The sequence below is a fragment of the Streptomyces reniochalinae genome (assembly GCF_003323735.1).
Lineage (GTDB): Bacteria > Actinomycetota > Actinomycetes > Streptomycetales > Streptomycetaceae > Streptomyces > Streptomyces reniochalinae.
The window spans coordinates 366,288-390,912 of record NZ_QOIM01000038.1 but is presented as its reverse complement, the minus strand read 5'-3'; the positions used below and the strand labels follow the sequence as shown (position 1 = coordinate 390,912).

General features: G+C 73.1%; 22 protein-coding genes. 14 read left to right on the top strand and 8 right to left on the bottom strand.

Features of this window, described 5'->3' with window-relative positions; all coding sequences use genetic code 11:
* Positions 1-100: 100 nt before the first annotated feature.
* The 6 genes from DQ392_RS21200 to DQ392_RS21175 all read left to right on the top strand — a co-directional run bounded on the left by DQ392_RS21200 (position 101) and on the right by DQ392_RS21175 (position 5,599).
* A complete protein-coding gene (locus DQ392_RS21200) occupies positions 101-862 on the top strand; it encodes a metallophosphoesterase family protein (RefSeq protein WP_114017214.1) in 762 nt (253 codons plus the stop codon).
* Between the two features lie 214 nt (positions 863-1,076).
* Positions 1,077-1,553, top strand: coding sequence for an SRPBCC family protein (locus tag DQ392_RS21195; RefSeq protein ID WP_114017335.1), 477 nt, complete (start codon positions 1,077-1,079; stop codon positions 1,551-1,553).
* A 23-nt stretch (positions 1,554-1,576) separates the two neighbouring features.
* The gene (locus DQ392_RS21190) at positions 1,577-2,914 is read left to right on the top strand and encodes an ArsA family ATPase (RefSeq protein ID WP_245981748.1); all 1,338 of its coding nucleotides are present in this window, start codon (positions 1,577-1,579) and stop codon (positions 2,912-2,914) included.
* A gap of 101 nt (positions 2,915-3,015) precedes the next feature.
* The gene (locus DQ392_RS21185) at positions 3,016-3,699 is read left to right on the top strand and encodes a DUF5304 domain-containing protein (protein ID WP_181856507.1); all 684 of its coding nucleotides are present in this window, start codon (positions 3,016-3,018) and stop codon (positions 3,697-3,699) included.
* Positions 3,700-3,797: 98 nt separating this feature from the next.
* Positions 3,798-4,739: an ROK family glucokinase gene (locus tag DQ392_RS21180; RefSeq protein WP_114017213.1), complete on the top strand. Its 942-nt coding sequence runs from the start codon at positions 3,798-3,800 to the stop codon at positions 4,737-4,739.
* Positions 4,740-4,756: 17 nt separating this feature from the next.
* Positions 4,757-5,599, top strand: a complete 843-nt coding sequence (locus DQ392_RS21175; protein WP_114017212.1) for an endonuclease/exonuclease/phosphatase family protein — start codon at positions 4,757-4,759, stop codon at positions 5,597-5,599.
* A gap of 36 nt (positions 5,600-5,635) precedes the next feature.
* Here DQ392_RS21175 and DQ392_RS21170 read toward each other — a convergent pair whose 3' ends face one another.
* Positions 5,636-6,232, bottom strand: coding sequence for a hypothetical protein (locus tag DQ392_RS21170; protein WP_114017211.1), 597 nt, complete (start codon positions 6,230-6,232; stop codon positions 5,636-5,638).
* On the bottom strand, positions 6,219-7,016 hold the full coding sequence (locus DQ392_RS21165; RefSeq protein ID WP_114017210.1) for an alpha/beta hydrolase: 798 nt from the start codon (positions 7,014-7,016) through the stop codon (positions 6,219-6,221). The genes DQ392_RS21170 and DQ392_RS21165 overlap by 14 nt, the downstream gene beginning before the upstream one ends.
* A 208-nt stretch (positions 7,017-7,224) precedes the next feature.
* Between DQ392_RS21165 and DQ392_RS21160 the strand changes: the two genes are divergently transcribed.
* From DQ392_RS21160 to DQ392_RS21135, 5 genes are all read left to right on the top strand, one after another.
* Positions 7,225-8,061 (top strand): lysophospholipid acyltransferase family protein, encoded by an 837-nt coding sequence (locus tag DQ392_RS21160; RefSeq protein ID WP_245981715.1) that lies wholly within the window; start codon positions 7,225-7,227, stop codon positions 8,059-8,061.
* 109 nt (positions 8,062-8,170) lie between these two features.
* Positions 8,171-9,754, top strand: a complete 1,584-nt coding sequence (locus DQ392_RS35370; RefSeq protein WP_245981746.1) for a DUF5931 domain-containing protein — start codon at positions 8,171-8,173, stop codon at positions 9,752-9,754.
* Positions 9,744-10,451, top strand: a complete 708-nt coding sequence (locus tag DQ392_RS21145) for a response regulator (RefSeq protein ID WP_114017209.1) — start codon at positions 9,744-9,746, stop codon at positions 10,449-10,451. The genes DQ392_RS35370 and DQ392_RS21145 overlap by 11 nt, the downstream gene beginning before the upstream one ends.
* A gap of 260 nt (positions 10,452-10,711) precedes the next feature.
* Positions 10,712-11,740, top strand: a complete 1,029-nt coding sequence (locus tag DQ392_RS21140) for a 6-phosphofructokinase (RefSeq protein ID WP_114017208.1) — start codon at positions 10,712-10,714, stop codon at positions 11,738-11,740.
* 190 nt (positions 11,741-11,930) lie between these two features.
* Positions 11,931-13,208, top strand: coding sequence for an SLC13 family permease (locus tag DQ392_RS21135; RefSeq protein WP_114017207.1), 1,278 nt, complete (start codon positions 11,931-11,933; stop codon positions 13,206-13,208).
* A 125-nt stretch (positions 13,209-13,333) separates the two neighbouring features.
* Here the strand turns inward: DQ392_RS21135 and DQ392_RS21130 are convergent, their stop codons facing one another.
* Positions 13,334-15,352, bottom strand: coding sequence for an anthranilate synthase family protein (locus tag DQ392_RS21130; protein ID WP_114017206.1), 2,019 nt, complete (start codon positions 15,350-15,352; stop codon positions 13,334-13,336).
* 428 nt (positions 15,353-15,780) lie between these two features.
* Here DQ392_RS21130 and DQ392_RS21125 point away from each other — a divergent pair, with 428 nt between their 5' ends.
* The gene (locus tag DQ392_RS21125; protein ID WP_114017205.1) at positions 15,781-17,130 is read left to right on the top strand and encodes a class II 3-deoxy-7-phosphoheptulonate synthase; all 1,350 of its coding nucleotides are present in this window, start codon (positions 15,781-15,783) and stop codon (positions 17,128-17,130) included.
* A gap of 145 nt (positions 17,131-17,275) precedes the next feature.
* On the top strand, positions 17,276-17,587 hold the full coding sequence (locus DQ392_RS21120) for a (2Fe-2S)-binding protein (RefSeq protein WP_114017204.1): 312 nt from the start codon (positions 17,276-17,278) through the stop codon (positions 17,585-17,587).
* Between the two features lie 48 nt (positions 17,588-17,635).
* Here DQ392_RS21120 and bfr read toward each other — a convergent pair whose 3' ends face one another.
* The gene (gene bfr / locus DQ392_RS21115) at positions 17,636-18,124 is read right to left on the bottom strand and encodes a bacterioferritin (RefSeq protein WP_114017203.1); all 489 of its coding nucleotides are present in this window, start codon (positions 18,122-18,124) and stop codon (positions 17,636-17,638) included.
* 212 nt (positions 18,125-18,336) lie between these two features.
* Between bfr and DQ392_RS21110 the strand changes: the two genes are divergently transcribed.
* On the top strand, positions 18,337-18,960 hold the full coding sequence (locus DQ392_RS21110; RefSeq protein ID WP_114017202.1) for a sulfite oxidase-like oxidoreductase: 624 nt from the start codon (positions 18,337-18,339) through the stop codon (positions 18,958-18,960).
* 52 nt (positions 18,961-19,012) lie between these two features.
* On the opposite strand, the gene DQ392_RS21105 is transcribed toward DQ392_RS21110, so the two are convergent.
* The 4 genes from DQ392_RS21105 to DQ392_RS21085 form a co-directional block, all read right to left on the bottom strand.
* Entirely contained in the window at positions 19,013-19,897 is an 885-nt protein-coding gene (locus tag DQ392_RS21105) for a deoxyribonuclease IV (RefSeq protein ID WP_114017201.1), read from the bottom strand.
* Between the two features lie 5 nt (positions 19,898-19,902).
* On the bottom strand, positions 19,903-20,688 hold the full coding sequence (locus DQ392_RS21100) for a transglycosylase SLT domain-containing protein (protein WP_114017200.1): 786 nt from the start codon (positions 20,686-20,688) through the stop codon (positions 19,903-19,905).
* A gap of 453 nt (positions 20,689-21,141) precedes the next feature.
* Positions 21,142-23,112, bottom strand: a complete 1,971-nt coding sequence (gene pknB, locus DQ392_RS21095) for a Stk1 family PASTA domain-containing Ser/Thr kinase (protein WP_114017199.1) — start codon at positions 23,110-23,112, stop codon at positions 21,142-21,144.
* Positions 23,113-23,823: 711 nt separating this feature from the next.
* Entirely contained in the window at positions 23,824-24,621 is a 798-nt protein-coding gene (locus DQ392_RS21085; protein WP_114017197.1) for a thiazole synthase, read from the bottom strand.
* Between the last annotated feature and the right edge of the window lie 4 nt (positions 24,622-24,625).

Genomic DNA, 24,625 nt, shown 5'->3' with positions numbered 1-24,625 from the left:
TTTCGGCCAGCACCGGTCTGCTCCCTCCCCGCGGGGCCGCGCGCCGGCGGCCCGGCCGACCCCTCCCCGCCCCCGCGGGGAGCGCTCTAGGGTGGGGCGCATGCGAGTCCACGTAGTCAGCGACGTACACGGCAACAGCGAGGACCTCGCGAAGGCGGGCGAGGGCGCGGACGCGCTGGTCTGCCTGGGAGACCTGATCCTCTTCCTCGACTACGCCGACCACTCGCGCGGCATCTTCGCCGACCTGTTCGGCGTCGAGAGCGCGGACCGCATCGTCGCCCTGCGCACCGCCCGCCGCTTCGCCGAGGCCCGCGCCTACTCCCGCGAGCTGTGGGACGGACTGGACCGCGAGGCGGCCATGGAGGCGGCCGTACGCAAGCAGTACGCCGAACTCTTCGCGGCCTTCCCCACCCCCACGTACGCGACCTACGGCAACGTCGACATGCCGCCGCTGTGGCCGGAGTACGCGCGCGCCGGCGTGCACGTCCTGGACGGGGAGACGGCCGTCATCGGCGGGTGGCGCTTCGGCTTCGTCGGCGGCGGGCTGCGCACGCCCATGAACACGCCCTACGAGATCGACGACGAGACCTACGCGGCGAAGATCGCCGCGCTGGGCGAGGTGGACGTGCTGTGCACCCACATCCCGCCCGAGGTGCCCGACCTGTGCTACGACACCGTCGCGCGCCGCTTCGAGCGCGGCAGCGCGCAGCTGCTGGAGGCCCTGCACACGGTGCGCCCGCGCTACCACCTGTTCGGACACGTCCACCAGCCGCTGGTCCAGCGCATGCGCGTCGGCGCGACCGAGTGCGTCAACGTGGGCCACTTCAACGCGACCGGCACCCCGTGGGTGCTGGAGTGGTGAGCGACCGGCTTCCCACGGGTGCCGGAGTGGTGACGGGTGTGGCAGGCGTGAGGGGCGCGGCGGTGAGCAGGGCCACGCCCCGCCCGGCGTCGGGGCCGCCGGACGCGCGGTAGCCTTCCACCGCAGAGACTCCCCGCGCCACGACGGGCATTCGCGCGGTCTTTCCGCGCCACGGCGGGCATTTCGGACACGGGTACATCGGAGGGCCATGGCGATGGCGGAACACACCAGCTCGAGCATCACCGTCGACGCGGCACCCGAGGCCGTGATGGACGTGATCTCCGACTTCCCCCGCTATCCGGAGTGGACAGGCGAGGTGAAGGAGGCCGAGGTCCTCGGCCGGGACGAGCGGGGCCGCGCCGAACAGGTCCGCCTGCTGCTGGACGCCGGAGCCATCAAGGACGAGCACACCCTCGCCTACGAGTGGATCGGCGAGCGCGAGGTGCGCTGGTCCCTGGTGAAGTCCCAGATGCTCCGCTCGCTCGACGGCGTCTACCGCCTCGCCCCCCTCGCCGGCGGCGCGCAGACGGAGGTCACCTACCAGCTCACCGTCGACGTCAAGATCCCCATGCTCGGGATGATCAAGCGCAAGGCCGAGAAGGTCATCATCGACCGCGCCCTCGACGGCCTCAAGAAGCGCGTCGAGTCGGGCGGTGCCCAGGCGCCCGCCACGGACGAGGACGGCAACTGACCGGCCGGCGCCCGCAGACCCTCCTGGTCACCGGCGCGGGCGGAACGGGACGCTCTACGGTCGCCGCCGCCACCGCCTGCGCGGCCGCAGCGCAAGGACACCGCACCCTGCTGCTGAGCCCCGAGCCCGCCCGGCGCCTCGCCGCGCTGCTGAGCCCCGGCGACGGCGCCGACGACGCGGCCCAGTCCGGCGAAGGCGCCGCCCCCGCGCCGGGCCCCGGCGCCTTCGAGGCCGTCACCGGGGTGCCCGGACTGTGGCTGGGGCGGGTCGACTCCGGCGAGGAGTTCCGCAGGCAGGCCGTCGACCTCCAGCAGCGCGGCAAGACCGTGCTCGACCTGCTCGGCGCCGTCCCCCTCGACGAGGACGAGCTGACCGAACTCCCCGGCGCCAACGCCTTCGCACTGCTGCGCGCCCTGCACGCGGCGCACCGCACCGAAGCGCTCCCCGCCTCGGCCGAGAACGGCTGGGACATCGTCGTCGCCGACCTGCCGCCCACGCCCGAAGGTCTCAACCTCCTCGCGCTGCCCGAGCAACTCCGCCGCTACCTGCGCCGCCTCGTCCCCGCCGAACGCCAGACGGCCCGCGCGCTGCGCCCCGTACTCGCCCAGCTGGCCGGCGCCCCCATGCCCGCGCAGTGGCTGTACGAGACCGCCACCCGCTGGTCGGAACGGCTCGCAGCCCTCCAGGAGATCGTCGAAGCGCCCACGACGGTCGTCCGGCTGGTCACCGAGCCAGGACCGCTGGCGGCCGAGTCCCTGCGCACCGCGGGCGCCGGGCTGCGGCTGCACGGGCTCGCGCTGGAATCCGTCGTCGCCAACCGGCTGCTGCCCACCGGATCCTCAGACAGGTGGCTGGCCGCACTGGCCGGACAGCAGCAGGCCGCCCTGCGGGAGCTGCGCGGCACCTGCGCGGCCGATTCCGTCCCGCTGTGCGAGCTGCCCCACCTGGGCCGCGACCCGCGCGGGGTCGAGGACCTGACGGCCCTTGCCGACGCCGCCCGTACCGCCGTCGCGCCCGAGGCGTCCGGCGGGGGCGAGGGCCTTCAGCCGCCGGCCGGAGCGGACACCGCGCCGGGCACCGACGTCGCCTACGGTTGGGTCGAGGACAGGGTCGCCGAGGACGGCAAGCTGGTGTGGCACCTCCCGCTGCCGGGAGCGGGCCGCGACGAGCTCGAACTCGTGCGGCGCGGCGACGAGTTGACCGTCGGAGTCGGCCCCTACCGCCGCGTCCTCGCCCTCCCCTCCGCGCTGCGGCGCTGCCGGGTGACAGGCGCGGGCCTCAAGGGCGGCGTACTCGGCGTCCGCTTCACCCCCGACCCGCAGCTGTGGCCCAAGGACCCCGACGCGGTCCCCCGGCCCTGAACCTTTCCCTGGCCCGTTCCGCGCCTCGGATCGGCCCCCCGTTCGGGTACCGTCGAACCTGCACCGCCCCAGCGACCCCCCTTCGCCCACAGGAGCCCGCCATGAGCGATGACGCCGAGCGCCGCGACGCCCCGGATCCCGACGCCTGGGCGACCGCGTGCGAGGAGGACCTGACCGCCGAGAAGGCGCGCCGCCGCGCCCGGTACGGCCCGCCGCCCACCAGCCCCGCCGAGGAGCTGCGCCGGCTGGCCGACGCGGTGACCGAGAAGGTCGCCGAGATCGGCAAGCCCTTCGTCGGCGCCGCCGGGTCCGCCGCGGCACAGGGCGTGGCACGGCAGCTGTTCGCGCAGGCCAGGTCGACCCTGGAGCCGGTCGTCGAACGGAACCCTGAGTTCTTCGACCACCTCACCGCGGCGGGCGGCGAACTGCTGGCCGCCTACCGCTCCGTCGTCGAGGAGTCGGAGCGCCGCTGGTCCACGCCCAGGGACGCGAACGCGGCCGACCCGGCGGCGGGGGCCGAGCGCGTCGACCGGATCGACGTGGAGGAGGCGGCCGACCTCTCGCACGCCGCCGACCTGGACGGCCGCGTCGTCGACGAGCAGCGCGTCCCCCTCGACAAGGACGGTGACGGCGCCTCCGGCGACGGCGGCAGCGACGGCGAAGGGGACGGCGGCGGCACCGGCGGCCGCCGGGACGAGACCCGAGGGCGGCACGGGGAGCGGGGCCGGGACGAGGCCGGCGGTGAGGAGCCGGGGGGCTCGGGGCGGTCCGGCGACGACGGCTGAACCCGCCACAGCCCTGACGGTGTGACGGTGCCCTGCGCGTCGGGGCCCTCCGGTACGGTTTACGGCGGCGGGGATCAGACCGGACGACCGAGGGACACATGGGACTCACAATCGGGGTCGACATCGGCGGCACGAAGATCGCGGCCGGCGTTGTCGACGAGGAAGGCACGATCCTCGAAACCAGCAAGGTGCCCACGCCCGACACCCCGGAAGCCGTGATCGACGCCATCGCGGACGCCGTACGCCAGGCCAGCGCCGAGTATCAGGTGGAGGCCGTCGGCATCGGCGCCCCCGGATACGTGGACGACAAGCGCGCCACCGTGCTGTTCACCCCCAACCTCAGCTGGCGGCACGAGCCGCTCAAGGACAAGGTCGAACAGCGCATCGACCTGCCCGTCGTGATCGAGAACGACGCCAACGCCGCGGCCTGGGGGGAGTACAAGTTCGGCGTCGGCACGGGACACGAGGACGTCGTCTGCATCACCATCGGTACGGGCCTGGGCGGCGGCACCATCATCGGCGGCAGGCTGCACCGCGGCCGGTACGGCGTGGCCAGCGAGTTCGGTCACATCAGGATGGTCCCCGACGGACTCCTGTGCGGCTGCGGCAACCAGGGCTGCTGGGAGCAGTACGCCTCGGGGCGCGCGCTGTTGCGCTACGCCCAGCAGCGCGCCACCGCCACCCCCGAGCGCGCCGAGACCCTGCTGAGCCTCGGTGACGGCACCACGGAGGGCATCCAGGGCCGGCACATCAGCGAAGCGGCCCGGCGGGGCGACCCGGTGGCCGTCGACTCCTTCCGCGAGCTCGCCCGTTGGGCGGGCGCGGGCCTCGCCGACCTCGCCTCCCTCTTCGACCCCGGCGCCTTCATCGTCGGCGGCGGCGTCTCCGACGAGGGCGAGCTCGTCCTCGACCCGATCCGCAAGTCCTACCGCCGCTGGCTGGTCGGCAGCCGCTGGCGCCCGCACGCCGAGGTGCTGGCCGCCCAACTGGGCAACAAGGCGGGCCTCGTCGGCGTCGCGGACCTGGCCCGCCAGGGCTGAGCGGAGCGGGGACGCGGATGGGGGCGGAGAGAGGCGGCGCGCCCGTACCGGTGCGCGCGGGCGAGCTGCCGGCGTCGCGGACCGAGCCGGACGGCACGACAGTCGTCCGGCTGCTCAGCTACAACGTCCGCTCCCTGCGGGACGACACGGAGGCGCTCGTCCGGGTCGTGCGGGCCTGCGCCCCCGACATCGTCTGCGTCCAGGAAGCCCCGCGCTTCTTCCGCTGGCGCAAGCACGCCGCCCGGCTGGCACGCCGCACCGGCCTGACGTACGTCACGGGCGGTGCGACGGCCGCGGGGCCCATGATCCTCGCCTCGCTGCGGGCCCACGTCGAGCACACCGAGGACGTGCTGCTGCCCCGCACCCCGGGGCTGCACCAGCGGGGCCTGGCCCTCGCGCGGCTCCGCTTCGGGCCCGCGCCCGGCGGCCTTCCCCCGGTCAGGATCGGCGTCGTCAGCTTCCACCTCGGCCTCCAGGCCGCCGAGCGGCGCCGGCAGGCCGGCGCGCTGCGGGAGCGGGCCGCCGTACTCGCCGAGGGCACGAGCGGAGTCGTGGCCGCGGGCGACGTCAACGAGCGGGCGGGCGGCCGCACCTTCCGGCTGCTCGGCCAGGCGCCCTCCGAGGGGCGGCCCGGGGTGGAGCTGCGGGACGCGTGGGCGTCGGCGCCGTGGGGCGCGGAGTACACCTCGACGCCCCGCGAGCCGGTCCAGCGCATCGACGCCGTGTTCGCCACCGAGGGCGTCGAGGTCCTCGCCGCGGGCGTGCCCCGCGGGCTCCCCGGGGTGACGGACGGTGACCTGGTGGCCGCCACCGACCACCTGCCGGTGCTGGCGGCACTGCGGGTACGTCCCAGGAGCTGACCGGCACGGGCACGCCGGCAGGGCCCGGTGGCCCCCTCACACGACGGCGCCGCGGCCCGGGTCGTCCCAGTCGTCGTCATCGCGCCCGTCGCGCAGCCGGGTCAGCAAGGTGGCGAAGCCGCCGAGGAAGCCGCCGACGCCGAGCGTCACGATCCACCAGGTGAGGTCGGCCTGGAGCAGGATCGCGCCGAGCAGCAGCAGCGGCCCGCCGACGGCGGCCAGCCACGCGAACTTCGTCGCCACGTCCGTCTCGGGCAGCGGCGGCGGCTCGGGCGGCTCGAAGTGGCCCTCGCCCTCCTCCTCGGCCGTCTCCCAGTCGCGGGGCCCGGCAGGACCTGTCCCCGCGGCGTAGACGGTGAAGCTGCGCACCTGCGGCCCCGGCGGCTCCTGAGGCGCGCTCGGATCCGGCGGCTCCTTGTCCTGCGCGGGCCGTGACGCGGTGAGGGTGTCGCTCTCGTCGCCGCCCGGGCCGCCGGGCGGGTCCGGCTCCAGGCCGGCTCGCGGACCGGGCTCAGGGTCTGTGGGCTCCTCTCCGTACGCGGCGACGATCGCCGCCCACGCGGCCTCCTCCTCGGGAGGGAGCGGCGAGCCGTCCTCGCGGGGCTCGCCCTCCTCCGGTTCACGCCCCGTCACGTGCCCCCGCCCCTCGCGTCGCCGTGGCCGGTGTCCCCGCGGTGAGCCGGTCGATGAACCCGCGCGTGTCGGCGAAGATCCGTGTCGCGTCGTGGTCGAGCGTGGCGACGTGGAAGCTGTGCTCCAGCACCGTCTCGGTCACGTCGGTGGAGGAGACGCGGCCGAGGACGAGCGCCGAGTCCGAGGGCGGCACCACGTGGTCGGTGCGGCTGTGCAGGAGCAGCAGCGGCTGCGTCACCCCGGGCAGGTCCCGGCGCACGACGCGGTGGTAGGCGCGCAGGGCGTACGCGGCCCGCGTCGGCACCCGGTCGTAGCCCAGTTCGTGACGGCCGTCCTTGGCGATGTCGTCGGTGATGCCGCGCACGGACCTGACGAGGAACCGCCCGGCCGGGACGGCGTACCCCTGGAGCCGGGGGAAGGTCACCGAAGGGTTGACGACGGCGACGCCGCGCACCGCGTCCCCGTGCAGCGCGGCCAGCCGCAGCGCGAGGGCACCGCCCATGGACAGGCCGCAGACGAACACCGTCTCGCAGCGCTCGCGCAGCAGCCGCAGCTCGCGGTCGACGGTGGCGTACCAGTCCTCCCAGCCGGTCATCGCCATGTCCTCCCAGCGGGTGCCGTGCCCCGGCAGCAGCGGCAGCGAGACGGTCAGGCCGTGCCGCGCCAGGTCCTCGGCCCAGGGGCGCAGGGACTGCGGCGACCCGGTGAAGCCGTGACAGAGCAGCACGCCGGTCGCTGATCCGTCGCGGCGGTACGGCTCGGCTCCGGGGAGGATGGGCGGCACGGTGGGCCTCCAGGGGCTCAGCGGGAAGGCGTGCTGCCACCCTAATTCGTCGCCGGTCAGTGCGGCAGTGTCCGAGGCTCCCACGCGCCCCGGCCCGTGCCGGTACCCGGCCACGGGGACGCAACCAGGCAGGGCGGGGCGACGAGGCGAGCGCGCGTGGGGGAACGGCGGCGGGATAGGCTCGAAGGGTCCCACGAAGGAGGTCGCGGTGTTCTACGGGGCGATGAAGCTGTCTGTGGGCAGCGCGCTGAAGCTCACGTTCCGGCCGTGGGTCGAGGGCCTGGAGAACGTGCCGGACGAGGGGCCCGCCATTCTGGCGAGCAATCACCTGTCCTTCTCCGACTCCTTCTTCCTGCCCGCCGTCCTCGACCGCAAGGTCACCTTCATCGCGAAGGCCGAGTACTTCACCTCGCCAGGGCTCAAGGGCAAGCTGACCGCCGCCTTCTTCAAGGGCGTCGGACAGCTGCCGGTCGACCGCTCCGGGGTACGCGGCGCGGGAGAGGCCGCCATCAAAAGCGGGCTCGAAGTGCTGGAGCGCGGGGAGCTGTTCGGCATCTATCCCGAGGGCACCCGCTCGCCCGACGGCCGCCTCTACCGCGGCAAGCCCGGCGGCCTGGCCCGGGTCGCGCTGCGCTCGGGCGCGCCCGTGATCCCCGTCGCGATGATCGACACCGAGAAGATCCAGCCGCCCGGCAAGTCCGTACCCAAACTCATGCGCCCCGGCATCCGGATCGGCGCCCCGCTGGACTTCAGCCGCTATCAGGGCATGGACAACGACCGGTTCATCCAGCGCGCCGTCACCGACGAGGTCATGTACGCCATCTTGAAGCTGTCGGGCCAGGAGTACGTGGACATCTACGCCACGGCGGCCAAGCGGCAGCTCGCCGAGGCCGCGAAGGCGGCGAAGGAGGCGGAGAAGTCCGCGCAGAAGGAGGCCGCGGGGCGGGGCGGCGACGAGGGCGCCGGCGACCGCGCGAGCGGCGGCGGGGACACCAGGACGAGCAGGGGCGACGGGGGCCACGAGAACAACGGCCGGGCCGCCTAGGGACTTTCGTCGTCCGGGCGCCTCCGCCGGGACCCGGGCGGGACACGAGAGGCCCCGAGAGCGGACGCCCGGGGCCCGGAACGGCGGAGGGGGAGACGTGGCCGTGAAGATGATGTCCGTGGAACAGCCGCTGTGGCGCGCGCTGAGCGGCTACCGCATCCTGGCCGTCCTCTACGCCGTCGGCGTCTTCGTCTCCAGCTACCGCGAATACAGCGCGCCCGTGCCCGGAGTGGTGTTCCTGCTCGCCCTGACGTGCTGGACCTTCGCGACGCTGCGCAACGTCGCCTCGGCCGACCGGTGCACCCTGCCTTTCCTGGCCACGGACATCCTGCTGGGCGTCGCCGGCATCCTGCTGTCCCCGGTCGTCGACGGGCACGGCCGGGTCGGCCCGACGCTGCCCTCCATCTGGGTCGCGGGCCCCGTCCTCGCCTTCGCGCTCAAGGGCGGCTGGCGCTGGGCCGCGGGCGTCTCGGTGCTGGTCGGGGCTGCCAACATCATCGAGCGCGGCACGATGACGCGCACCACCTTCCACAACGTCCTGCTCGTCTGCGTGGCGAGCGTGGCCATCGGCTACGTCATCGAGGTGGCCCGCGCGAGCGAGCGCACCCTGGCGCGGGCCCTGCAGATCGAGGCGGCCACGCGCGAACGCGAGCGGCTGGCCCGCGACATCCACGACAGCGTGCTCCAGGTACTGGCCATGGTCCAGCGCCGCGGCACGGCGCTGGGCGGCGACGCGGCGGAGCTCGGCCGGATGGCGGGCGAACAGGAGGTGGCCCTGCGGGCCCTGGTCTCCAGCGGCGTGGCACCACGCCCCTCGCGCCCGAAACCCGACGCGGGTCCTGGGCCCGACGGTGCGATTCTCGGCCCTGACGCGGGCCCTGGGCCCGATGGCGCTGTTCTCGGCCCGGGCGTGGCGGGTGCGCCCGTGGCGGCGGACGGGGACGCCGCCGGCGCCGCGGCCACGGCCGTCACGGCATCCCCCACCACCGCGGGTGGCACGGCCCCCGGCGACGCCGCTCTCGATGACGCGGCCCGCGGCGGGGCCGAGTCCGGTGGGGTCCTCCCGGGCGGTGCCGTATCCGGTGACGCTGAGCCCCGGGGCGCCGTACCTGGCGGTGCCGGGGCGGGCGACGCCGAGTCCGGCGGGGGAGCCCCCGGCGGTGCCGTATCCGGTGAGGGGGCTGCGCGGGGGCGTCGCGCGTGGGCCGGTGGGCGCCGCGCCCGGGGCGCGGCGCGCCGGCGGGAGCGTGCGGAAACCGGCCCGGACGACGACGAGGCGGCGAGCGCCCCTTGCGACGTGCGGGCGCTGCTCACGGCGTACGCGGCCTCGCGCGTCACCTTCGCCGAGCCGGGCGCTCCGGTGCTGCTGCCGGCCCGGTCGGCGGCCGAACTCGCGGCGGCCGTCGGCGCGGCGCTGGACAATGTGCGCCGGCACGCGGGGGACGGGTCAGGGCGCCCGGCGCAGGCGTGGATCCTGCTGGAGGACGAGCCGGACGCGGTGATCGTGACGGTGCGGGACGACGGCCCCGGCATCCCGGCCGGGCGGCTGGCGGACGCGGAGGCCGAGGGCCGGATGGGGGTCGCGCTCTCCATCCGTGGCAGGCTGCGCGAGCTGGGCGGCGTGGCCGAGCTGGTGTCGGTGCCGGGACAGGGCACGGAAGTGGAGATGAGGGTTCCCAAGCATGGCAACTGAGGACCTGTCAGGAGAGGTGCCCGGCGGTGCGCGGGCGGCGGATCCGGTCAAGGTGATGGTCGTCGACGACCATCCGATGTGGCGGGACGCGGTGGCGCGGGACCTGGGTGAGGCCGGGTTCGAGATCGTCGCCACGGCAGGCGACGCCGAGCAGGCGATCCGGCGTGCCCGGGCCACCGGCCCCGACGTCCTGGTGCTGGATCTGAACCTGCCGGACAAGCCGGGTGTCGAGGTGTGCAGGCAGCTGGTCGGCCCTGACTCCGCGCCGCGGGTGCTGGTGCTCTCGGCGAGCGGCGAGCACGCGGACGTGCTGGAGGCCGTCAAGTCGGGCGCGACGGGCTATCTGGTCAAGTCCGCCGGGCCGCAGGAGCTGCTGGAGGCGGTGCGCCGTACGGCGCTGGGCGATCCGGTCTTCACGCCGGGGCTGGCCGGTCTGGTGCTGGGCGAGTACCGCAGGCTGGCGGCGGATCCGGCCCCGGCGGCGCAGGACGGGCCCGACGTGCCGAAGCTGACCGAGCGGGAGACCGAGGTGCTGCGTCTGGTCGCCAAGGGGCTCAGCTACAAGCAGATCGCCGAACGGCTCGTCATCTCGCACCGCACGGTGCAGAACCATGTGCAGAACACCCTGGGCAAGCTGCAACTGCACAACCGGGTCGAACTGGTGCGGTACGCCATCGAGCGCGGCCTGGACGACTAGCGAGCCTTCCCCTTCCCCTCGTCCGCCCGTCTGCCCGTCTGCCCGTCTGCCCGTCCGCCCGAGCGGCCGGGTGGCCGGGCGCGCACGGCTGTCCTTCGTACGGGTGGTTGCCGTCCGCGCGCCCCGCGAATCCAGGCGAAAACGGCGTCTCGCCGCATCCCATGTGACGTGGATCACCGCTAGCGTGGCGGGTGTTGCGCGCTGCGTACAGATGTGTGCGCAGCGCGTCTCCAGGCGTCCACGCGGAGAAGGGAGATCCCATGCGGGTCGGAGTGCTCACGGGCGGCGGCGACTGCCCCGGACTCAACGCGGTCATGCGGGCCGTGGTCCGTAAGGGAGTCCAGGCTTACGGCTATGACTTCACCGGTTTCCGCGACGGCTGGCGCGGTCCCCTCGACGGTGAGACGGTGCGGCTCGACATCCCCGCGGTGCGCGGCATGCTGCCCCGTGGCGGCACGATCCTCGGCTCCTCGCGCACGAACCCGTTCAAGGAGGAGGACGGGGTCCGCCGTATCAAGGACAACCTCGCCAAGTACGAGGTCGACGCGCTCGTCGCCATCGGCGGCGAGGACACGCTCGGCGTCGCGGCCCGGCTCACCGACGAGTACGGCATCCGCTGCGTCGGCGTTCCCAAGACGATCGACAACGACCTCTCGGCGACGGACTACACCTTCGGTTTCAACACGGCCGTCACCGTCGCGACCGAGGCCATCGACCGGCTGCACACCACGGCCGAGTCCCACATGCGGGTGCTGGTGGTGGAGGTGATGGGCCGGCACGCGGGCTGGATCGCCCTGCACTCGGGGCTGGCGGGCGGCGCCAACTGCATCCTCATTCCCGAGCAGCGCTTCGACGTCGAGGAGGTGTGCGGCTGGGTCACCTCCCGTTTCCAGGCGAGTTACGCGCCCATCGTCGTGGTCGCCGAAGGGGCGATGCCCAAGGACGGCCAGATGGTGCTCAAGGACGAGACGACCGACTCGTTCGGCCATGTGCGGCTCTCGGGTGTCGGCGAGTGGCTGGCCAAGGAGATCGAGTCGCGCACCGGCAAGGAGGCCCGCACCACGGTCCTCGGCCACGTCCAGCGCGGCGGTACGCCGACCGCCTTCGACCGCTGGCTCGCCACCCGCTTCGGCCTGCACGCCATCGACGCCGTGCGCGACGAGGCGTGGGGCAGCATGGTCGCCCTGCGCGGTACGGACGTCGTCCGTGTCCCGCTGGCGAAGGCCACGGAGAAGCTGAAGACGGTGGACCCGGCGCTGTACGAGGAGGCAGGCGTCTTCTTCGGGTGAGAGCCCGTGGAACACTACTCCCCGCGGGGCGCGGCCCCTCCCTTCGCGGGACGTCGCGGCCAGGAGCCCGCCTGACGCGGTCAGCGGGGATCCGTACCCCCCCTCCCGGGCGGAGCCGCCCAGGAGGGGGACCCCCGCAGGAACAGGGACGGGAACGGAAACGGGCACGGGAAGGGCGGGGCAGGGCCTCATGCACGGACTGCCGGCCGAAGCCCTCTCCGTGCTGCTCTTGCTGGCCACCCTCGTCTGGGCCGTCGTCCGCCCGCCCCGGTGGCCCGAGGCCGTCGTCGCGGTCCCCGCCGCCGCGGTGGTGATCGCGACGGGTGCGGTCTCCCTCGGTCACGCGCGGGAGGAGGCCGTCCGCCTGGGCCCGGTCATCGCCTTCTTGGCGGCGGTCCTCGTCCTGTCGAAACTCTGCGCCGACGAGGGCCTCTTCCACGCCTGCGGGATGTGGATGGCGCGCAGGGCCTCCCGCGCCCCCGCCGAGGCGCGCCCCGGGCGGCTGCTGGCGGCGGTCTTCGCAGCGGCGTCCCTCACCACGGCGGTGCTGAGCCTGGACACGACGGTGGTGCTGCTGACCCCCGTCGTGTTCGCGACCGCCGCCCGGCTGGGCGTGCGCGCCAAACCGCACGTCTACGCCTGCACCCATCTGTCGAACAGCGCGTCGCTCCTGCTGCCGGTCTCGAATCTGACGAATCTGCTGGCACTGGCCGCGACGGGGCTGACGTTCACCCGGTTCGCTGGGCTGATGCTGCTGCCGTGGCTGGTGGCCGTCGCGGTCGAGTACGTGGTCTTCCGGCGGTTCTTCGCCGCTGACCTCCAGGGCCGTGAGGAGGACCGCGAGGCGCCGGGCTCCCTGGAGACGCCCCGGGTTCCGCTCTTCCCGCTCGTCACCGTCGTCTGCACGCTGGCGGGGTTCGTCGTCACCTCGGTCCTCGGTACCGAACCCGCCTGGGCGGCGGCCGCGGGAGCCCTGGTTCTCGGGGCCAGGGCGCTGCACCGCGGGCACACCTCGCCCCGCGGTCTGGCGGTGGCGGCCGGTGTGCCGTTCCTGGCGTTCGTGGTGGCGCTGGCCGTGGTGGTGCGCGCGGTGGTCGACAACGGGCTCGCCGACTGGCTCGGCCGCCTGGTGCCGGACGGCTCCGGGCTGCTCGAACTGGCGGCCGTGGCGGGGCTGGCGGCCGTGCTGGCGAACCTCATCAACAACCTTCCGGCCGTGCTGGTGCTGCTGCCGCTGACCGCGCCGGGCGGCGCGGGACCTGTGCTGGCCGTGCTGCTCGGCGTCAACATCGGCCCGAACCTGACGTACGCGGGGTCGCTGGCCACCCTGTTGTGGCGGCAGACGCTGCACCAGCACGCGCACCGGGTGGGGTTGCGCGAGTTCACCCGGCTCGGGCTGCTCACGGTGCCGCCGGCGCTGGCGCTGTCGGTCCTGGCCCTGTGGGGCTCCCTGCACGTGCTGGGCTGACGCCTCACGGCCCGTGGCGCGCCCGGCCCCGCTTGTCCGTCCGCGACCTGCGGGGCGCCCGGTCGCGCCGCCCGCGACCTGCCGCGCCCCGGCTGCCCCGTCACCGCTCCCCGTCGCGCCGTCCCTCATCCGCCGGGACGTACCTTCTTCCCCGCCCCCTCGCTCACCGCTGCCAGCAGTCGGGCGACCACCGTGACGCCGTCCAGCGTGAGCACCGACTCGGGGTGGAACTGGACCCCGGCGAATCCGGGCCCGCGCAGGGCGTGGATCTCGCCGCTCGCCGGGTCGCGGCTCAGCTCGATGCCGTGCAGGGCGAGTTCCGTGGCGGTCTCGTCGTCGCAGCGGGCGGTGTAGGAGTTGTAGAAGCCGACGGTCTCGGGTTGTCCGAACAGGTCGATCGTCTCCTGGGCGCCCTGGTGGGGGCGTTGTTTGCGGACGAGGTCGAGGCCGAGTTCGGCGGCGAGCAGTTCGTGTCCCAGGCAGACGCCGAGCAGTGGCTGGCGCGCGCCGGCGACGAGGTCGGCGGCCAGTCCGCGCAGCAGCCGCATCTTCGCATCCGCCGCGTCACGCGGGTCGCCGGGCCCCGGGCCCAGCACCACGGGCCCCGTGTGTTCCAGCGCCGCCGCGCGCAGCCCCGGCTCGTCGAAGCGGCGCACCCGCACGGTGGATCCCGTGGAGCGCAGCAGGTGGGCCAGCATCGAGGTGAAGGTGTCCTCGCCGTCGACGACGAGCACGTCGGACGTGCGCCCCCGGACGGGCGCCGCGCTCGCGCCGCCGTGGCCAGGGCGGTCCGTTCGCATCCGCAGCCAGAACGGGGCCAGCCCCGCGCGCCTGCCCTCCAGGGCCGCCTGCACGCGGGGGTCGTCGGCGAGCCGGGCGCGGGGGCGCCGCGCGGCGTGCACCGGTGCTTGCCGCAGGCCCAGCGCGGTCAGGACGGCGGCCGCCTTGGCGTGGGTCTCGGCGACCTCGCCCGCCGGCTGCGACGCACGCACGAGGGTGGCGCCGACGGGGACGCGCAGCGCTCCGGTGCGCGCGTCGATGTCGACGGTGCGGATGAGGATGGGGGAGTCCAGCGTCTGGGCGCCGGCCGAGTCGTGCCCGATCAGGGCGAGGGCGCCCGCGTAGTAGCCGCGCCCGGTGCTCTCGTGCCGTTCGATGACCCGGCAGGCGTTCTGGACGGGGGAGCCGGTCACCGTCGCCGCGAACATCGTCTCGCGCAGCACCTCGCGGACGTCCAGGGTGCTGCGGCCCCGCAGCTCGAACTCGGTGTGCGCCAGGTGCGCCATCTCCTTCAGCCGCGGGCCGACGACCACGCCGCCCTCGTCACCGACGGTGCACATCATCTTCAGCTCCTCGTCGACCACCATGGACAGCTCCTCGCTCTCCTTGCGGTCGGCCAGGAACTCCAGCAGCCCGGCCGTGTCGGGCCCCTGCGCGGGGTAGCGGTAGGTGCCGCTGATGGGGTTCATCACGACCGTCCCGCCCCGCATCCGCACGTGCACCTCGGGGCTCGCACCGATCAGGAAGCGCCCACGCCCTCGCACTCCGCTTCGCTCCGCCCGGGCGGGAGGTGCCCCCGTGCCCGTGTGCACGACGAACGTCCAGTAGGCGCCCTGTTCGCCCCGCAGCAGCCGGGCGAAGAGCGCGAGCGCGTCAGCGCATGTGAAGCCAAGAACGCGGGCCTCGTAGTCGCGCCTGATGACGAAGTTGGCGCCTTCGCCCGAGCCGATCTCCTCGTCGACCACCCGGCGCACGATCTGCTCGTAGGCGTCGTCGTCCACGTCGAACGCGCCGGGCTCGACCGTCACGTGGTGGCTGGGCAGCGCGGCGAGCACCTCCTCGTACGGCAGCGCGTACCGCTCCTCGGGCAGCAGCACGGACAGGGGTGTGCCGTCGTCCCGTACGTCGAAACCGCGTTCGCGGATCTGCCGGAAGGGGACGAGCGCCAGCGCTCCCGCCTCGCCGCCCGCGCTCACGGGGATGTCGGCGAGCCGGTCGACCTCGCGCACGGTGCCCGTCAGCACCTCGACGACGTCCGCCTCGCGGCCCGGGGTGCGACGGCGCAGCAGGGCGAACGGCGGTGCGTCGGGCCGGGTCAGACGCTCGACGAGGGCGGCGGGCGAGGGCGGGTCGGTGCGGTCCATGGCGGTTCCTTCTCGTGGTGAGGGAGGGAACGGCCGCAGCTACGGAAAAAGGCCGCCCCTCGGGCGGCCTGTCGCGGTACTGAGTAGCGAGTCGCTCAGTGGATACGCGCGTCCTGGCGGGCCGCCGTGCGGGCGGGCCACCACCAGTTCATGGTCGAGTGCGCGTGCATGAGGGACACCCTAGCCCACCGCGGACCCCGGCCGGCCATCCCCCGAAGTCCACCGGCACGGCCCCGACGACGAACCCTCTCGCGCGTCCGGCACCCGGTCCATGTGCTTGACCGTGCGCGGCGCCACCGCGCGCTCGGCGTCCTCTCCCGCGCCGGCCTGCCGCCGGGCCCCGGCGCCGGGATCCACCTGCCATGATCCCGGTCTCGTATGGCGGGCAGCGGGACGGACAGCTCGCGGAACCCCGTAATCTTGGGTCCGTGACTGTGAACGCCAACCCCGACGCCGGTGCCCGCACCTGGCGAGACCTGCCCGCAGCACAGCAGCCCGACTGGCCGGACCACCAGGCTCTGCGCGACGTCCTCGCCGAGCTCGAGTCCTATCCGCCGCTCGTCTTCGCCGGCGAGTGCGACCAGCTGCGGGAGCGGCTGGGTGCGGTCGCGCGCGGTGAGGCGTTCCTGCTCCAGGGTGGCGACTGCGCCGAGGCGTTCGACCAGGTCAGCGCCGAGCACATCCGCAACAAGCTCAAGACGCTCCTCCAGATGGGAGCCGTCCTCACCTACGCCGGCGCCGTGCCCGTGGTGAAGGTTGGACGGATCGCGGGCCAGTACAGCAAGCCCCGCTCCAAGCCGACCGAGACCCGCGACGGGGTCACGCTGCCCACCTACCGCGGCGACTCGGTCAACGGCTTCGAGTTCACCGAGGAGGCCCGCAGGCCCGACCCGGAGCGGCTCAAGCGGATGTACCACGCCTCCTCCGCGACGCTGAACCTGGTGCGGGCCTTCACCACCGGCGGCTACGCCGACCTGCGCCAGGTGCACGCCTGGAACCAGGACTTCGTCAAGACCTCCCCCTCGGGCCAGCGCTACGAGGCGCTGGCGCGGGAGATCGACCAGGCGCTGAAGTTCATGCGGGCCTGCGGCACCGACCCGGAGGAGCTGCGCACCGTCGAGTTCTTCTCCTCGCACGAGGCGCTGCTGCTCGACTACGAGTCGGCGCTCACCCGTGTCGACTCGCGCAGCGGCGACCTGTACGACACCTCGGGGCACATGGTCTGGATCGGCGAGCGCACCCGGCAGCTGGACGGCGCGCACGTCGAGTTCGCCTCCCGGGTGCGCAACCCGATCGGCGTGAAGCTGGGCCCGACGACCACGTCGGAGGAGGCGCTCGCGCTCATCGAGCGGCTCGACCCGGACCGCGAGCCGGGCCGGCTGACCTTCATCACCCGGATGGGGGCCGACAAGATCCGGGACCGGCTGCCCGAGCTGGTGGAGAAGGTCACCGCCTCGGGTGCCCGGGTCGCCTGGGTCTGCGACCCGATGCACGGCAACACCTTCGAGGCGGCCAGCGGCCACAAGACCCGCCGCTTCGACGACGTGCTGGACGAGGTCAAGGGCTTCTTCGAGGTCCACAAGGGCCTGGGCACCCACCCCGGCGGCATCCACATGGAGCTGACCGGTGACGACGTCACCGAGTGCGTGGGCGGCGGCGACGAGATCTTCGTCGACGACCTCCACCAGCGCTACGAGACGGCCTGCGACCCCAGGCTGAACCGCAGCCAGTCGCTCGACCTGGCGTTCCTGGTGGCGGAGATGTACCGCGACCAGTGAGCGGCCGCTGAGCGTGCCGGAACGTGCCCGGGGCCCGCGTCATCGCGTGTGACGCGGGCCCCAGGCGCGTGTGTGGACACCGTTCGATGGGTAAGGTTAGGTTTACCTCAGCAAGCTTGACCTGACCGGAAGCGGAGGTGACCGCGTGTACGTCTGCTCGTGCTTCGGCATCACCGAGGAGCAGGTGCGTGAGCACGCGGCGGCCGGCGCCTGCACCCCGCGCCAGATCGCTTCCGAGAGCAAGGCCGGCACGGACTGCGGCTCCTGCGTCCGCCGGATCCAGGGCATCCTCGGCCGCGGGGCCTGCCCCCGCAGGGCCGCGCTGGAGCGCGGCGAGCCCGTCCTGACGGCACAGGTCTCCACGGCGCCGCAGGCCGCGCCCCGCCAAAGCGAGCAGGAACCCGCCGGATTCCCCGCCGAGCCGGCCCCCGCACAGCCGCTGCGAACGGCGGCCTGACCCGGCCGATACGGCCCCTACGCCTCCGCCTCGCCGCCGCCCGTCGGCTCAGGTCTCGTCCGGGGCCTTCTGCTCGATCTGCTGGGCGATGTAGAGGGGCTCGCCGAGCTTCTCGACCAGCTCCAGCTGCGTGTCGAGGTAGTCGACGTGGTGCTCCTCGTCCGCGAGGATGTCCTCGAAGATGTTGGCCGAGGTGATGTCTCCCTTGGCGCGCATCACCTCGACGCCGCGCCGCAGCCTGTCGATCGCCTCCGCCTCGATCTGCCGGTCGGCCCTGAACATCTCGGTGACCGTCTGGCCCACCCGCACGTGGAAGAGGCGCTGGTAGTTCGGCAGGCCCTCCAGGAAGAGGATGCGGTCGGTCAGCCGCTCCGCGTGCCGCATCTCGTCGAAGGACTCGGAGCGGGTGTACTCCGCCAGCTTCGTCCAGCCGTTGTGCTCCTGCATCTTGGCGTGCAGGAAGTACTGGTTGATCGCCGTCAGCTCGGCGGTCAGCTGCTCGTTCAGGAACTCGATGACCTCGGGGTCGCCCTGCATGGTGGCGGGCTCCTTCCTGGGAGTGACGCGTGAAGCGGGCCGGTCGCGCACGCGGCGCGCAATCGCGCATCCTGTCACCGCTCACCGGATCGATCCAGTAAGTGCAGGCTTACCGTATTTGCCCGCCCCCTGCCCCGAAGGCGGGCCGACGCAGGTCGCGCGCCGCCTCGGGGTGGTCGAGACCACGGCTTCGGGTCTGTCACCATGGAGACATGGGTCAGCCGGCAAGCCGTGAAGGGGAGCAACAGGAGCTTCCGCCCGGCCAGCGGCTCCAGCGCGGGTGGCCCGTCACCCACTACGGGCCCGTACCGAAGTTCAAGCCCGAACGCTGGGAGTTCCGGGTCTTCGGGGCCACCGCTGACAGCGACAAGTACTGCTGGGACCACGAGCAGTTCACCTCGCTGCCGTACGAGACGGTCGTCGCCGACCTGCACTGTGTCGCGAAGTTCAGCATGCTCGGCGCCGAGTGGGGCGGGGTCCGCGCCCGGACCGTCCTCGACCTGGCTCCTCCCGCGCCCGACGTCACCCATGTGATGGTGTGGGCCGAGTACGGCTTCAGCTCCAACCTGCGGCTGTCCGACTTCGCGTCCGACCAGGCGCTCTTCGCCACGCACAGGGCCGGCGAACTGCTGACCGCCGAGCACGGCTTCCCCGTACGGCTGGTCGTTCCTCACCTGTACGCGTGGAAGGGGCCCAAGTGGGTCCGCGGCATCGAGTACATGACGGCGGACCGCCGCGGCTTCTGGGAGGAGCGCGGCTACCACAACATCGGCGACCCGTGGCGGGAGCAGCGCTACTCCTACCAGGAGGAGCCGGGGGACGGCCCCGAGCTGTAGCCGTCCCGCCCGCCTCCCGCAGGTCCCTGCGCCCGGCCCCGGGCCCGCCCGCTCAGGCGTCGCGCAGCTTCTTCAGCAGCGCCACGTCCGCCGCGTGCTCGGTGCCCTTCTTGTCGCTGGGCGTCTCGACCACCAGCGGCACCCCGTCCGTGAGCGGATGGGCCAGCAACTGGGCGAACGGGTCCTGGCCGATGTGGCCCGAACCGATGTTGGCGTGCCGGTCCTTGTGCGCGCCGGCCACGTCCTTGGAGTCGTTGGCGTGGATCAGCCGCAGCCTTCCTGGGCCCGTCGCCGCCACCAGTTCCCGCAGGGTACGGTCCACCCCGCCGGGCGCCGCCAGATCGTGTCCGGCCGCGAAGACGTGGCAGGTGTCGAGGCAGACCCCGAGCTTCGGATGGTGCTCCAGCACCTCGAAGTACGCGGCCAGCTCGTGCGCCTGCGAACAGAGCGAGGCACCCTGGCCGGCGGTCGGCTCCAGCAGCAGCTGCGGCCCGTCCTCGCGGCGCAGCTCCTCCAGCAGCGGCAGCATCAACGAGCGCGCCTGGGCCAGCGCGACGGCGCGCTCGCGGCCGCCGGTCGCAGCTCCGGTGTGGACGACGACACCGAGCGCGCCGATGACGCGGCCGCGCCGCAGTGAATGCCGCAACGACAGCACGGACTTGCGGGCGGTCTCCTCGGTGTGCGAGCCGAAATTGATCAGATAGGGAGCGTGGACGTACACGGGGAGTCCACGCTCGGCGCACGCGGCGCGGAATGCCGCGTCCTGTTCCGGATTTCCGGCGGGGGTCGCCCAGCCCCGGGGATTCGCGACGAATACCTGAAGAGCTTCGGCCCCGATCCTGTCGGCATAGGAAATGCCCGTGGCAGCCAGGCCCCCGGCGACGGGGACATGGCTGCCAACGGGGTTGCGCGCGGCTTGCGTTTCGTTCGTGGTCACACCACTCAGTATGCCGAGTTGACGTTGTCCATCGAACCGTAGCGGTCCGCCGCGTAGTTGCAGGCGGTGACGATGTTGGCGACCGGGTCGTACTGGTCCCAGGAGGTGCCCTCGACGTGGTAGGCGTCGAAGGTCGGCTTGATCACCTGGAGCAGACCCTTGGACGGTACGCCGTTTTGGGCGTTGATGTCCCAGTTGTTGATGGCGCGGGGGTCGCCGCCGGACTCGCGGACGATGTTGCGGTGGATGCCCTCGTAGGAGCCCGGGATGTTGTGCTTGTCCATGATGGCCATGGCCTCACGGATCCAGCCGTCCAGGTTGTCCGGGTAGGACGGCTTCGCCGCGCGCTGCTCGGAACGGTTCGCGGTCTCCTTGGCGGCGCGCTCGGCCTCCGCCTTCTTCTCCGCGTCGGCCTTGGCGGCACGCTCCTTGGCGCCTGCCCGTATCGCGTCCGCGGCCTCGTCGGTGGTGGTGAAGCTCTTCGCGGTCGTGGTGGCGTCCTTGACGCTCCGGACCTGCTGCGCGCCCTCGGGGACGGCGATCAGGGAGTGCTGGGCGGCCGCGATGTCCTTGCCCTGCTTCGGCAGGACGGAGGAGTGGGAGGAGAACGCCACGTTCTCGGCGTTGACCTTCCTGGCCGCCGTGGCCTGGCCGGCGTCGCCGTGGTCCGCGGTGCCGGGGAGCACGGTCAGGGCCAGCGCCGCGGCGCCGGCGGTGCCGATGCCGACGGTCGTCATCTTCCTGGCGCGGGGGCTGAGATTACCGGGACTGAGGCTGGAGATGCTGGGCATGAGAAAGAGCGGAACCTTTCATCGCTAGGCGTCGTCGCAGAGGCGGGGAGCCGGGGAAACGCGCCGAGTTCTGTTTCACGGCGCCGTGCGACGCCGTAATTGTTAGAGGGCCCGTTTTGGGAAATCAACGATGTGACGTACTACCGGAATTCGTTGAACGGGCCCCGGCGATGAAGGGGTGAATACCCCGCATTCCAGGTCGGAGCGGTGAGGCGCTTTCCACTACGGTGTTTCGTAGGTGATGTGCGTCCTATGGGTGGGCTCACATCGGGGCGGGCTTCGCAGCACGGTCGGTAGCGGATCATGCGCACCCCGGCATTACTTTTCACGACTGACCGGACATACCGTGTATGTCGGAATCATGCGCGGGAAAGCCCAGGTCACACGGCCGGGAGGTGCCATGCGAACGGCCCCCGGCCGAAGCCGGGGGCCGCACGGACCGGTGCGCTCCGCTCAGCGCAGCCAGACGGTCACCTCGGAGCCCCGCGGGGCCTCCTCGCCCGCGTCGGGGGACTGGTTGAAGACGGTGTCGCCGAAGAAGACGCGGCGCACCCGCACCTCGAAGCCCGCCTGCTCCAGCTTCGCCTTGGCCTCGCTCTCGCTGCTGTCCTCCACGTCCGGCACCTCGACCATGTCGGGCCCCTTGGAGACGGTCAGCGTCACCGTGTCGCCCTTGGCGAGCCGCGAGCCGTCCGTGGGGGACATGCGGGCGATGGTGCCCTCGTCCTCCTCGGAGTGGACACGCTCCTTGGCGATCTTGACCTTCAGGCCCTCTTCCTTCAGTTCCTCGACGGCGTCGCCCTCGTCGTCACCCACCACGTCGGGCACGTCCACCGGGGCGCCCTTGGAGACCGTCAGCCCCACGGCGGCACCCGGCCTGCGCTCGCTGCCCGGCTTCGGGTCCGTGGCGACGACCGAGCCCTGTGCGGTCTCCTCGTCGAACCGCCGCTTGACCAGCCCGGGCTCGAGTCCCGCGTCCTCCAGCTTGCGCCGGGCGTCGCCGAGCGGGGTGTCGCGCAGATCGGGCACCTTCACCACCTCGGGGCCGCGCGAGACCGTCAGCGTGACCGCGCCCGTCTTGCGCACACGCTCACCCGGCTCCGGGTCGGTACCGATGACGTGGCCGCGCTTCACCCGCTGGCTGTAGTCGCGCTCCACCTTCACGTCGAGACCCGCATCCGCCAGCGCCTTGGCCGCCTCCGACTGCGTCTGGTCCAAGACCGCGGGCGTCTTGGTGAACTGGCCCGAGTTGATGTACCAGACGCCCGTCCCCACCAGCAGCACCAGCAGCACACCCAGCCCCACCAGCACCCAGCGCGGTTGCAGCATCCGCCGCCGGGCCGGGCCGGCGGGCTCCGCCGCCCCGGCGGGCGGTACCGCCGACAGGAGGGCCGTACGGTCCATCGGCTCGGCGTCCGGCACCGGACCACCGGCCGCGGGACGCGGAATCACCGACGTCTCGGCCTCCGACGGCACCACGGCGTCCCCCGGCGTCCCCGTAGCGTCCTGCTCGGCGGGCGCCACCGCCTGCTCCCCGCCGTCCTTGGCCTGCGGAGGCACCGCGTCCAGTTCCTCCTCCGACAGCCCCGCGCGGGTCGAGCGGACCTCCGCGAGCAGCGCCACCGCGTCCTCGGGACGCCCCTCGGGGTTCCGCGCCGTAGCCCGCGCCACCAGCGCGTCCAACGCGGCCGCCATCCCCGGCACCGCGGCCGAGGGAAGCGGCATGTCCTTGTTCAGGTGCTGATAGAGGACCTGTGCGGGGGAAGAGCCCGCGTGCGGCTTGGAGCCCGTCAGCATCTCGTAGAACATCACGCCGCACGCGTACAGATCCGTACGCGGCGTCGCCGTACCCTCCTCGATCTGCTCCGGTGCCAGATAGGAGACCGTGCCCAGGATGGAGTCCGTCGTCGCGGACGTCTGGCTGTCCACCGCCCGCACGAGCCCGAAGTCGGCGACCTTCACCCGGCCGTCGTCCCCTATCAGGACGTTCTCCGGTTTCACGTCCCGGTGCACGAGCCCCGCCCGGTGGGCGGCGCCCAGCGCCGCCAGCACCGGCTCCAGCACGTCCAGTGCGGGGCGCGGCCGCAGCGCGCCCTTGTCGCGCAGGACGTCACGGAGCGTGCAGCCCTCCACGTACTCCATCGCCAGGTACACGTACGTACCGTCCGTGCCCTGGTCGAACACGCCCACCACGTTCGGGTGCGCGAGCCGCGCGGCGGACTTCGCCTCCCGGATGAACCGCGTCACGAACGTCTCGTCCGACGACAGGGAGGTGTGCATCACCTTCAGGGCCAGCACCCGGTCCAGGCGGGTGTCCATGGCGCGGTACACCGTCGCCATCCCGCCGACGGCTACCCGCGCGTCGATGCGGTACCGGCCATCGAGAACCTGACCGACCAGGGGGTCCTTGAGGGTGGTGTCCATTGCGCAGAGTTTACGAGTCCCCCGCGCCGCCTTCGCCCACGGCTGTGTGCTGCCCCCATAATGCAGCCGAACAGTGACAGTCCCCTCCTCCTCGGGGCTCCGCCCCTGGCTCCCATGGTCTTCCCCTTCTTTCTCTGAGGTGCCCTCGGCCGTGGTGGGGGCTCCGCCCCCCTAGGGAGTGTCTTCCCAGTAGCGGCGTCCGCCCGGAGGGCGGGTCTGGCGGTGTCTGGTGCGTGCGCTCGCAAGGCGGAGGAGGGAGTCCCTGCGTGGGGGCACCTCCCGGGGCGAGCGAAGCCGAGCCCTGGGGGAAGCGGCGACCGACGACAACGCCGCGAGCGTGCGTGCCAGGCGCCGCCAGGCAGGCGGGACTTTGAAGACACGACCTAGGAGCCCCCTGGAGTATCTGGGAGGGCCCTCTTGCGTGAGAGATGGCCCAGCACCTGCGTACTGCGGTTCTCTCTGATGTGGGGTCCAGGGAGCGTAGCTCCTTGGCGGGGGTTCCTAGGGGGGGTGGAGCCCCCGTAGCGGGGGGCCTTTGGGGGGCAGCGCCGCCCCAAAGCCTCCCCGGCGAGGGGCCGGGGGTCTGGGGTGGGGGTCCCCCCGGACGGAGTCTGGGGGAGGAGCCCCCCGGATAGAGATCAGCACCCTCGGGGGTGGGTGGCCCCACTGGAAAGGGCAGGCTCTGGGGGGCCCGCCCCAGGCGCTGGGGTATCAGCGAAACGCAGGCCGCTCAGGATCGAAGTCGGCCAAGCCCTCCGCAGGAGAGGACGCCGAGGCATACCACCGCCGCGGAATCCGCCCAGCCCGAAACGCAAGCCGCCCACCCTCGACGGCACACCGCATGCCCGCCGCCATGAGCGCGGGCTCTTGAGCCCGCGTCACCGCGGACGCCAGCATCACGGCGGAGCAGCCGAGTTCCATGGCCAGGGCGGCGTCGGACGCGGTGCCGGCCCCGGCGTCGAGGACGACGGGGATCGTGGCCCGCTCGGTGATGAGGTGGAAGTTGTGCGGGTTGCGGATGCCGAGCCCCGACCCGATGGGGGAGCCGAGCGGCATGATCGCGGCGCATCCGACGTCTTCGAGTTTGCGGGCGAGTACGGGGTCGTCGTTGGTGTAGGGCAGCACGGTGAAGCCGTCGTCGACGAGGGTCTCGGCGGCGTCGAGGAGTTCGACGGGGTCGGGCAGCAGGGTGCGTTCGTCGGCGATGACCTCCAGCTTGACCCAGTCGGTGCCCAGCGCTTCGCGCGCGAGCCGCGCGGTGAGCACCGCTTCGCCCGCCGTGTAGCAGCCCGCGGTGTTGGGCAGGACGCGGATGCCGTGCCGTTCGAGTACGGACAGTACGGAGCCGCTGACGGACGGGTCGAGGCGCCGCATGGCGACGGTGGTCAGTTCGGTGCCGGAGGCCAGCAGTGCCTTCTCCAGCACGTCCAGGCTGGGGGCGCCGCCGGTGCCCATGATCAGCCGGGAGTCGAAGGTGGTGCCGCCGATGGTCAGCGGGTCGTCGGCCATGGTG

What these genes read in the sequence shown, in the direction of transcription:
- DQ392_RS21180 (WP_114017213.1), top strand. Translation starts at nt 3,798, where the DNA reads ATGGGACTCACAATCGGGGTCGACATCGGCGGCACGAAGATCGCGGCC.
- DQ392_RS21145 (WP_114017209.1), top strand. Translation starts at nt 9,744, where the DNA reads ATGGCAACTGAGGACCTGTCAGGAGAGGTGCCCGGCGGTGCGCGGGCG.
- DQ392_RS21175 (WP_114017212.1), top strand. Translation starts at nt 4,757, where the DNA reads ATGGGGGCGGAGAGAGGCGGCGCGCCCGTACCGGTGCGCGCGGGCGAG.
- pknB (WP_114017199.1), bottom strand. Translation starts at nt 23,112, where the DNA reads ATGGACACCACCCTCAAGGACCCCCTGGTCGGTCAGGTTCTCGATGGC.
- DQ392_RS21085 (WP_114017197.1), bottom strand. Translation starts at nt 24,621, where the DNA reads ATGGCCGACGACCCGCTGACCATCGGCGGCACCACCTTCGACTCCCGG.
- DQ392_RS21130 (WP_114017206.1), bottom strand. Translation starts at nt 15,352, where the DNA reads ATGGACCGCACCGACCCGCCCTCGCCCGCCGCCCTCGTCGAGCGTCTG.
- DQ392_RS21110 (WP_114017202.1), top strand. Translation starts at nt 18,337, where the DNA reads ATGGGTCAGCCGGCAAGCCGTGAAGGGGAGCAACAGGAGCTTCCGCCC.
- DQ392_RS21195 (WP_114017335.1), top strand. Translation starts at nt 1,077, where the DNA reads ATGGCGGAACACACCAGCTCGAGCATCACCGTCGACGCGGCACCCGAG.
- DQ392_RS21135 (WP_114017207.1), top strand. Translation starts at nt 11,931, where the DNA reads ATGCACGGACTGCCGGCCGAAGCCCTCTCCGTGCTGCTCTTGCTGGCC.
- DQ392_RS21140 (WP_114017208.1), top strand. Translation starts at nt 10,712, where the DNA reads ATGCGGGTCGGAGTGCTCACGGGCGGCGGCGACTGCCCCGGACTCAAC.
- DQ392_RS35370 (WP_245981746.1), top strand. Translation starts at nt 8,171, where the DNA reads ATGATGTCCGTGGAACAGCCGCTGTGGCGCGCGCTGAGCGGCTACCGC.
- DQ392_RS21185 (WP_181856507.1), top strand. Translation starts at nt 3,016, where the DNA reads ATGAGCGATGACGCCGAGCGCCGCGACGCCCCGGATCCCGACGCCTGG.
- bfr (WP_114017203.1), bottom strand. Translation starts at nt 18,124, where the DNA reads ATGCAGGGCGACCCCGAGGTCATCGAGTTCCTGAACGAGCAGCTGACC.
- DQ392_RS21200 (WP_114017214.1), top strand. Translation starts at nt 101, where the DNA reads ATGCGAGTCCACGTAGTCAGCGACGTACACGGCAACAGCGAGGACCTC.
- DQ392_RS21100 (WP_114017200.1), bottom strand. Translation starts at nt 20,688, where the DNA reads ATGCCCAGCATCTCCAGCCTCAGTCCCGGTAATCTCAGCCCCCGCGCC.